Source organism: Brooklawnia sp. (assembly GCF_049651565.1).
Classification (GTDB): domain Bacteria; phylum Actinomycetota; class Actinomycetes; order Propionibacteriales; family Propionibacteriaceae; genus Brooklawnia.
Map to the genome: position 1 here is coordinate 1 of NZ_JBASCI010000273.1, position 8,513 is coordinate 8,513.

Consider the following 8,513-nt stretch of genomic DNA (forward strand, 5'->3'; position numbering starts at 1 on the left):
ACAAGCCCGACACGACAAATCGTGTGCCCACCGTTTTCAGCCGTCCCGGGACCCCCGAAACCCTGTGACAAGCATCAATGCTCGCTCAGACCCGCCCGAATGCCCACCAACTGCGGAACTCGGGTTCTCCTCAGGGTGGACACACGGCTTCACAGATCGGTGGGGCTACCGGCCTGGCCTCGGTCATCTGGCCATGCCAGTGCGCTGTGGGCACGCGCGGTTCAGGCGTCGATGAGCGCCTTGGCGGGTTTCCCGGTCTCGGCGAGGTTGAGCGCCCAGGGAACCTGAGCAGCGCGGGAACTGACCTTGCGGATCGCGTCCAGGGGTCCCTGTTCGGCGACCTGACGCTGGCGTAGCAGAGCGTTGTGGGTGAGCACACCGGTCAGGGTCTGGTTGACCACCCACGCCCAGGGGTGGATGCCAGCCCGAACGAGTTCGGATTGCAGCTGCTCCGCTTCCAGAACGGGGGTCGTCTCGGCGAGGGTGACGATGATGACCTTTGTATAGTCCGGATCGTGCAGCCGCATCAGCGGCGTGGTGAAGCTCATGCCGTCGGCCATGTTCCGGACGATCTCGTTGTGGTAGGAGCCGGTGGCGTCCATCAACAGCAGGGTGTGGCCGGTGGGCGCGGTGTCCATTACTACGAACCGCCGGCGTGCCTCCGCCACCGCCCTGGAGAACGCCTGGAAGACGGCCACCTCCTCGGTGCAGGGTGAGCGAAGGTCCTCGGCGAGGGCGGCTCGACTGTTGGCGTCCAGGTCGGCGCCCTTGGTCGACATCACCCGCTCGCGGTAGTCCGCTACCGCCTGCTGGGGGTCGATGCTCGACACCTGCAGCTGGTCGGACGCCAGGGTTGGGTCCAGGTGTGCGGCTGGGTCGGTCGTGGTGAGGAGCACCTGCTTGCCGCGGGCGACGAGGCCGAGGGCAACGTCGGTGGCCAGCGTCGTCTTGCCGACGCCGCCCTTGCCCATGAACATGATGAGGCCGTGGTCCTGCTGGCCCAGCGCCTCGATCAGTGTGGACAGCTCCGGGAGACCGATGGCGGGCTCGGGGCAGTTGTCTGTCGTGTTGGGGGAGTGGTGCTGCGCGGTGAGCAGGCGTCGGAGGGCCGGCACGCCGACGATGTCGGTTCCGTGGAGGGCGAGGTGGTCGGTCGTCAAGTCAGCCAACTGGGCCGGTAGGTCAGCGAGAGCGGCAGCCTCCTGCACCCGGATCCCGTCTGCCAGCCGATCGTGGCGAGGATCGGCCGGCACGAGCCCGTTGATGACCAGACGGCTGGCAGCCACGCCGGCTTCGGCCAGTTCGTCGACGGTGCGGGCCGCCTCGGTCAACGCTCCGGTCTGGGCGCGGGCGACCAGAACGAGACGGGTGCTGGCCGGGTCGGCCAAGGCCTGCAGCGCCCGCTCGTACGTCGAGCGCGACTTCTCCAGCCCGGACATCGGTCCGAGGCAGGAGGTGTCCCCTCGGCCGTCAGCGATGAACTTGGTCCATTCCCCCGGCAGGCGCAGCAGCCGGATGGTATGGCCCGTGGGGGCGGTGTCGAAGATGACGTGGTCATAGCCACGGGTACGCTCGGTGCCGGCGAGCAGATCGGTGAACTCGTTGAACGAAGCAATCTCCGTGGTGCAGGCGCCAGAGAGTTGCTCGGTCACCGAAGCCAGATCGGCGGGAGACAGGAAAGCCTGGACCGGGACGAGGATCCGGTCCCGGTACTCGGCCGCCGCCTGATCGGGGTCGATCTCCAGAGCGTCCAGACCGGGCACTGCTGCGATGCGGGTGATCCGGTGGCCGATGCCCTGACCGAACACGTGTCCCACGTTGGACGCGGGGTCGGTCGAGACCAGCAGCACCCGGCTGCCGGCTTCGGCGAGTTCGACCGCGGCCGCGCAAGCGACACTGGTCTTGCCGACCCCGCCCTTGCCGGTGAAGAACGCATAGCGGGGCAGACCCTGCAGGAAGTTCATCATGCACCGCCGCAGCACGAGGCCTGAGCCGGTGAGAGCTGAAGCACCTGGGGCGTCGGGGAACAGCAGCTGGAAGCCGTGGCCTGGTCACTGCACCAAGACGCCGCACCATCCTCGTTGAGCACCTCAGCGCCGTCCGGCACCGACAGCCCGGCATACCGGGCGAGCTCGGTCCGAGACGGGTAGCGGCCGGTCAGGACCGTGAGGCCGTCGACCAGTACCAGCGGCAAGGCATCCACCCCTGCCACGCGCAGGAAGGACACGGCGGTGGCGTCCGCGGCGAAGGCCGCTGGTTCCTGCGTAAGGCTCGCCCGCACCAGCTGTCCCCCTTGCTCTGCGAGCCAGCGAGCGTCCGCCGTGAAGTCGATGAGTGCCTGCTCGGGAGCTGGGCCGCACACGCCCGTGCTGCAACACAGGGGTCCCTCGAAGACCTTGATAATGGACATCTGACTCCTTGGGATTGATGCAGATCGATCCAAGGAGTCAATCAGCCATATCGATGCCTGTCAATCTCAGCAGCAGCGGGGTTCAGAACTGGATTCCCCCAGAAAGTCCCGGGCCGTATCCAGCACGCCAGCGACTGCGGAGTAGTGGGCCCAACGGCCGCGTTGCTGCCGGACGATGAGCCCGGCTGCCACCAGCTTCTTCAGGTGATGGGACAGGGTCGGTTGGCTGATCCCGAGGGCATCGGGAAGGTGGCAGGCGCAAGCGATGCCGTCCTCGGAGGCGCTGATGTGCGCCAGCAGCCTGACCCGCGTCGGGTCGGCCAGCGCCTTGAAGATCTCGGCCAGGCAGCTGGCCCGCTCAGCGGGCAAGACTGCCGTCGACACGGCCGAGCAATCGTCGACGGAACCTCGCTGCGTGTCCACCAGCATTGTCGCCATCACGCCACGCTACCTCTAATTGACAAACATCGATAGGTGGGCAAGGCTCGGTGTATCGAACTCGTCAGTACCTGGGCATACGCCGACGCCGCTGCCCTTGGCGTTGACCCTTGCCGGCAAGAACTTCGAGCGGTGTTCGCGTCTCGATCGGGGCTCCCGGTTCAGGTCCGGCCAGGCACTCGTCGGTGCCGTCGGACCCCTCATCGGGTGCCTGTCCCGGTCGCTCTTGTCTGCATGGCTCTCTGACTGATCCCCAGGCGGTTTCCGACCGACGCCACCCTGTCTACCCGCTGATTCTTTCACCGAAAGGACCCTCGTGAACAGCAAGCCCTCCGTCATGTTCGTTTGCGTCCACAACGCCGGACGCTCGCAGATGGGCGCCGCCTACGCCCACCACCTCTCCGGCGGGAAGGTGGAGGTGCGTTCTGCCGGGTCTGCGCCCGCGGATTCGATAAGTCCCGCCGTCCGCGACGCGCTACTGGAGGAGGGCATCGACATCTCCGCCGAGAAGCCGAAGATCCTCACCTCCGAGGCGGTGCAGGACTCCGACGTGGTCATCACGATGGGCTGCGGCGACACCTGCCCCTGGTATCCCGGCAAGCGCTACGAGGACTGGGTGTTGGAGGACCCGGCCGGCCAGGGCGTGGACGCGGTCCGCCCGATCCGTGACGAGATCCGCCGCCGCGTCACTGCTCTTCTTGAGGACCTCGGGGTCGAGGTGCAGCCCTCTCCCGCCGAAGCTGACCGGTGAACACATCGGGCTGTCCCACCCGGCTCGCCGTGACCGTGTCCAGGACGCTTCCAAGCGCTCGAGCCGCGAACACGCCAAGAACTCCGGCCACCTGGGCACGACTCGGCGTCGGGAACGTCGCGGACCGAGAAAAGGACGATTCCCGCCCCTATCAGGACGGGAATCGTGGTGGCGGAGGATACGAGATTCGAACTCGTGAGGGCGTGAACCCAACCCGCTTTCCAAGCGAGCGCCATAGGCCTCTAGGCGAATCCTCCGTGCGGCATCCTACCCAAACGTCAAGCCAGGAAGCCAACCCGGCCCAACCACCCGCAGCCCTTGCGGAGTGACGGCCCGGGACGCGTCCTGAGAGCAGTCCCTGTGAGCGGGCGGCGGCGGTAGAATTGGCCGACACGTGGGCGGACGCCCACGGTGCGAGGAAGCACACCTCAGGAGGAACGACCGTGGCAGACAAACTGGTGACTGAGGGCCGTTGGGTGGTTGGAACCGATGGCTCGGCACGTGCCGAGAAGGCTGTCGAGTGGGCCGCAAGGCACGTGTCCGAACGAACGGTTCCCGTCCCACTACTGATCGTGCACGCCATCCCCGAGGCGCCCATCCCGACTCGAAACGCCGCGGCGACTGCCCTGGTGGAGGGCCGTGACTACAAGGAGATGCTCGAGGAGAAGGCCCGGCGGATCGTCACCGATGTGGCCGAGCGGCTTCGCAAGCAGTACCCCAACCTGACCATCGAGACCGCAGTCGTTGAGGGCCACCCGGCCGACATCCTGGCCCGGGCGGCCAAGGACGCCGACCAGGTCGTTGTCGGTGCTCGCGGCGCAGGCGCACCGGCGATGGTGAAGATGCTGGGTGGGGTGTCCGACTTCGTCGTCCAGCACGCGCAGGGCTCGGTGGCCGTGGTGCCCGAGCAGGCCGACGAGCACCCAGGTGCCCCTGTGGTGCTCGGCCTGGATGACTCGCCGCAGGGCCGGCTCGCGATGGCCCGCGCCTTCCAGGCCGCCTCGCTGCGCCGCGTCCCGCTGGTCGTCATCACCGCTTGGGACTACGGCCCCTACGACGCCTTCAACGCTGAGATCTGGGCGCACAGCATGGCCGAGATGAACCAGATGATGGTGGAGGAGGCCGAGAAGCTGATCGCCGACAAGGTCGCCGAGTTCCCCGACGTCGACGTCACCATCGAACCGGTCCGGGGACGCCCAGAGACAGCACTGGTCGAGGCGTCCAAGGACGCCGGCCTGCTGGTCATCGGCTCCAAGGGACGCGGGGGCTTCGCTTCGCTGCTGCTGGGCTCGACCAGCCGCCACGTGCTTCGCGAGTCGTACTGCCCGGTGGTCGTCACCCGCGACTGGGCGGGCTGGAAGGACCGCAGGGGCCGTGGACAGTCCGGGCCCGACTCCGGCCGGCTCGGCTACACCGGACGCGCTTAACAGCGCCGGGCTATTCGCTGCGTTGGGGCCCGTTCCCCAGCGCAGCGATGCCGACCACCCAACGGTTGATCAGGGTGGTCATCGGCAGCATCACCTCGGCGAGCGTTTCCGGCTCCAACTGCTTGATGTCGCCGTGCCCATCAGGCAACCGCATCACGGCGTCCAGCATGCACGCCTCGAAGACCGGGGTGAGCATCTCGACGGTGACGCTGATCGGCATCGACAGTTCCAGCCCGTAGCGGTCGACCACCTGCTGCAGCGCCGCCACGGTCTCGCGATTGGCGGCGTCCCGATGCTCCAGGTACGCCGCCCGGATGCCGGGCTCGCGGGCGGCATAGAGTCGGATCTCGGTCGAGGCCAGGATCCACTCCCGGTCGGTCGACTGCGCCTGCACCCACTGTCCCAACGCCATCTGCAGCATCTTCTCCATGTCGTCGGACGGGGTGGCTTCCACGGCGTCCGAGACCAGCCCGGCAACCCCGGCGATGCTCTGTTGCCGGCCACGCGCAAGCAGCGCCAGCACCAACTCGTCCTTCGACTCGAAGTTCGAGTAGAACGCCCCGCGGCTGAACCCGGCGCGTTCGCAGATCTCCTCAATGGTACCCGCCAGCACCCCTCGATCGGCAAAGACACCGACGGCAGCGGACAGCAGGCGGGCCTGGGTATCAGCACGTTCGCGGGTGATGCCTTCCGACATTGGACCTCCTGGCGACGATGCGGTATCTGCCCAAGCTATCGCTTGCCGGGTGGCCGGACTCGGCCAACCCTCCCCGGCGCCAAGCGCCAAGGGAATAGGATTGCGGGACAAGCCGCAACGCGGCGCCGCCGCCGCGTGGTCAAGCACAAGGAGTCGCCATGGAAGCCGAACTTGAAACCAAGGGCCGGATCGTTGTGGGGACCGATGGCTCACCCCGGGCCGAGAAGGCCGTCGACTGGGCCGCCGCGCGGGCGGCCGCGCGAGGCATCGCACTGCTGGTGGTGTTCGTCGCTTCGGAGCTGCCGCTGCCCGGCCGCACGGTGGCTGCCGCCCAGATCCACCATGGCAAGGACTACGTGGCCGACTACCTGGCTGACGCCCAGCGCAAGGTCGATGCCGTCGTCGAGACCATGCGCGCGCGCTACCCCGGGCTGGACGCCACCGGCAAGGTCGTCCAGGGCAGCCCGTCGTACGTGCTCACCCGCGCCTCCCGGGACGCCGACCAGGTCGTCGTTGGGGCCCGCGGCGCCCATGCGCCGCTGTCGGTGCGGTTGCTGGGCGGCGTCTCGGACGCGGTGGCCACCCACGCCCACGGGCCGGTCGTCGTCGTTGGGGACGACGCGCACGAGCACCCGAACGGCCCGGTCGTGGTCGGCGTCGACGACTCACCAGCCGCCAAGGCTGCGATCAAGCTGGCGTTCGAGGCCGCCGAACTCCGGGGCGTCCCGGTGATCGCAGTCAACTCTTGGGACTTCGGCCCTTACGACGCCTACAACGCCGAGATCTGGGACCAGTCGATCGAGGGCGTGACCAGGAGCCTCACCGAACTGGTCGACGAGTTGTTGGCAGAGCAGAAGGCGGCCCACCCGAACGTGCCGGTCGAGATCAGGGTGGTGCGTGGACGCCCGGAGCGGGCGCTGGTGGAGGCCTCCAAGGAGGCGGGCATCACCGTGGTCGGCTCGCGTGGGCGCGGCGGCTTCGCCGGGCTACTGCTTGGCTCCACCAGCAAGCACGTGCTGCGCGAGGCCCGCAGCCCGGTCATCGTGACCCGCGGCTAGCGGGCGGACGGATGCCGACTTGGCGTCCGGGGTCGGTCTGTAGCTAGACTTGACGGAAGGTCCCCCGCGCGGCGGCACCCTCGCCCAATCCCCCCAGGGTCGGAAGGCAGCAAGGGTAAGTGAGCTCTACCGGGTGCGCGGGGGGCCCCTTGTCATCTCGGATCTCGCTTGCCCGTGTGGCTGTAGTGGTGCGCCAGGGTTGCGGGCGCCGATCTCGCCGCCCCCGGTCCCGCGTCGGCGTGCTGTTACGGGGCGGTGTGAAACTGTCCGCCGGGCAGCATAGGCTTGCCGGGTGGACGAAGACCAGGACCTCGGCGACGGCCTCGACCTCGATGATGACGACGGACTGTCGCTTGACTACCAGCAGGACGGTCCTGGACTGTTCGATGAACCACTGCCCGACCCGGAACCGGCGTGCGACATCAGGGCCGCCAACGGTGAGGTGGACGAATCAGTGACCGCCCCCCTGCCAGCTGCGCCGGCGGCCCGCTTCGTCGGCGAGGCGTCCGCCATGACGCGTCCAGCCAGCCCGCTGGCGCTCTACCGGCGTTACCGCCCCGACACCTTCGCAGAGGTCATCGGCCAGGAGCACGTCACCGAACCGCTCAGCCGGGCGATCGCCAACAACAAGGTCCACCACGCCTACCTGTTCTCCGGCCCGCGCGGGTGCGGCAAGACCACCAGCGCCCGAATCCTGGCCCGTTGCCTGAACTGCGCCGAAGGCCCCACCCCCACACCGTGCGGGGTGTGCGACTCCTGCGTCGCGCTGGCCACCGGCGGACCGGGCAGCATCGACGTGATCGAGATCGACGCGGCGTCCCACGGCCTGGTCGACGATGCCCGCGACCTGCGCGAGAAGGTCTTCTTCGCCCCGGTGGCCAGCCGGTACAAGGTGTACATCATCGACGAGGCGCACATGGTCACCAAGCAGGGCTTCAACGCCCTGTTGAAGGTGGTCGAGGAACCACCTGAGCACGTCAAGTTCATCTTCGCCACCACCGAGCCCGACAAGGTCATCGGGACGATCAAGTCGCGCACCCACCACTACCCGTTCCGGCTGGTGCCGCCGCGCACCCTGACGTCCTACCTGGAGCGGATCTGTGAAGAGGAGGGCGTGGCGGTCGAGCGGGGCGTCCTGCCGCTGGTGGTCCGGGCCGGGGCCGGGTCGGTGCGCGACTCGCTATCGGTGCTCGACCAGTTGCTCGGCGCGGCCGACCGGTCCGGGGTCAGCTACGCCCAAGCGACCTCGCTGCTCGGCTACACCCCCGACGCGCTGCTGGACGACACCGTCGACGCCTTCGCCGCCGGCGACGGCTCCGGGGTGTTCGCCACCATCGACAAGGTGATCGAGGTGGGTCAGGACCCGCGCCGGTTCGCCGAGGACCTGCTGCAACGCATGCGCGACCTGGTGATCATCGCCCAGGTGCCCGAGGCCATCGAGTCAGGATTGATCGACGTCTCGGAGGACCAGGCCGAGCGGCTGCGCAGCCAGGCCGCTTCGTTGGGCGCCGGCGAGTTGACCCGGGCCGCCGAGGTGATCGCGACCGGGCTCACCCAGATGCGCGGCACGACCGCGCCCCGGCTGCACCTCGAACTGATCTGCGCACGCGTCCTGCTGCCCAACGCCGACCAGGACGGCCGCGGCCTGCACGCCCGGCTCGACCGGCTGGAACGCCGGCTCGACATGCCCGACCTGTTGCCGGGACGGGAACCCGGCCTCTCGACCCAGGCC

Annotated in this window: 7 protein-coding genes, 1 tRNA gene, 1 other RNA gene and 1 pseudogene; 5 read left to right on the forward strand and 5 right to left on the reverse strand. The window is 68.4% G+C overall.

Annotated elements, in window-relative coordinates:
• Window positions 1–221: 221 nt before the first annotated feature.
• From arsA to WBL05_RS13290, 3 genes are all read right to left on the reverse strand, one after another.
• Complete coding sequence (gene arsA, locus WBL05_RS13280) at window positions 222–1,964, reverse strand: arsenical pump-driving ATPase (RefSeq protein ID WP_424226590.1); 1,743 nt, start codon at window positions 1,962–1,964, stop codon at window positions 222–224.
• A complete protein-coding gene (gene arsD, locus WBL05_RS13285; protein WP_424226580.1) occupies window positions 1,964–2,410 on the reverse strand; it encodes an arsenite efflux transporter metallochaperone ArsD in 447 nt (148 codons plus the stop codon). Before arsD ends, arsA begins: the two co-directional genes overlap by 1 nt.
• 66 nt (window positions 2,411–2,476) lie before the next feature.
• Entirely contained in the window at window positions 2,477–2,794 is a 318-nt protein-coding gene (locus WBL05_RS13290) for an ArsR/SmtB family transcription factor (protein WP_424226581.1), read from the reverse strand.
• Window positions 2,795–3,164: 370 nt separating this feature from the next.
• Here WBL05_RS13290 and WBL05_RS13295 point away from each other — a divergent pair, with 370 nt between their 5' ends.
• On the forward strand, window positions 3,165–3,599 hold the full coding sequence (locus WBL05_RS13295) for an arsenate reductase ArsC (protein ID WP_424226583.1): 435 nt from the start codon (window positions 3,165–3,167) through the stop codon (window positions 3,597–3,599).
• 169 nt (window positions 3,600–3,768) lie between these two features.
• Here WBL05_RS13295 and WBL05_RS13300 read toward each other — a convergent pair.
• Window positions 3,769–3,856 (reverse strand) — tRNA-Ser (locus WBL05_RS13300).
• Window positions 3,857–4,042: 186 nt separating this feature from the next.
• Here WBL05_RS13300 and WBL05_RS13305 point away from each other — a divergent pair.
• Window positions 4,043–5,026 (forward strand): universal stress protein, encoded by a 984-nt coding sequence (locus WBL05_RS13305; protein ID WP_424226585.1) that lies wholly within the window; start codon window positions 4,043–4,045, stop codon window positions 5,024–5,026.
• A 522-nt stretch (window positions 5,027–5,548) separates the two neighbouring features.
• Here the strand turns inward: WBL05_RS13305 and WBL05_RS13310 are convergent.
• A pseudogene (locus WBL05_RS13310) lies at window positions 5,549–5,723 on the reverse strand (TetR/AcrR family transcriptional regulator); the annotation flags it as partial.
• A gap of 158 nt (window positions 5,724–5,881) precedes the next feature.
• Between WBL05_RS13310 and WBL05_RS13315 the strand changes: the two are divergent.
• The 3 genes from WBL05_RS13315 to WBL05_RS13325 all read left to right on the forward strand — a co-directional run.
• Window positions 5,882–6,781, forward strand: coding sequence for a universal stress protein (locus WBL05_RS13315; protein WP_424226587.1), 900 nt, complete (start codon window positions 5,882–5,884; stop codon window positions 6,779–6,781).
• A 55-nt stretch (window positions 6,782–6,836) separates the two neighbouring features.
• Window positions 6,837–6,934, forward strand: an RNA gene (gene ffs / locus WBL05_RS13320) — signal recognition particle sRNA small type.
• A gap of 139 nt (window positions 6,935–7,073) precedes the next feature.
• Window positions 7,074–8,513: DNA polymerase III subunit gamma and tau (locus WBL05_RS13325; protein ID WP_424226589.1), on the forward strand; the 1,440-nt coding region annotated here is incomplete at its 3' end.

Coding starts and splice junctions, on each gene's coding strand:
- arsA (WP_424226590.1), bottom strand. CDS start 1,964: ATGAACTTCCTGCAGGGTCTGCCCCGCTATGCGTTCTTCACCGGCAAG.
- arsD (WP_424226580.1), bottom strand. CDS start 2,410: ATGTCCATTATCAAGGTCTTCGAGGGACCCCTGTGTTGCAGCACGGGC.
- WBL05_RS13315 (WP_424226587.1), top strand. CDS start 5,882: ATGGAAGCCGAACTTGAAACCAAGGGCCGGATCGTTGTGGGGACCGAT.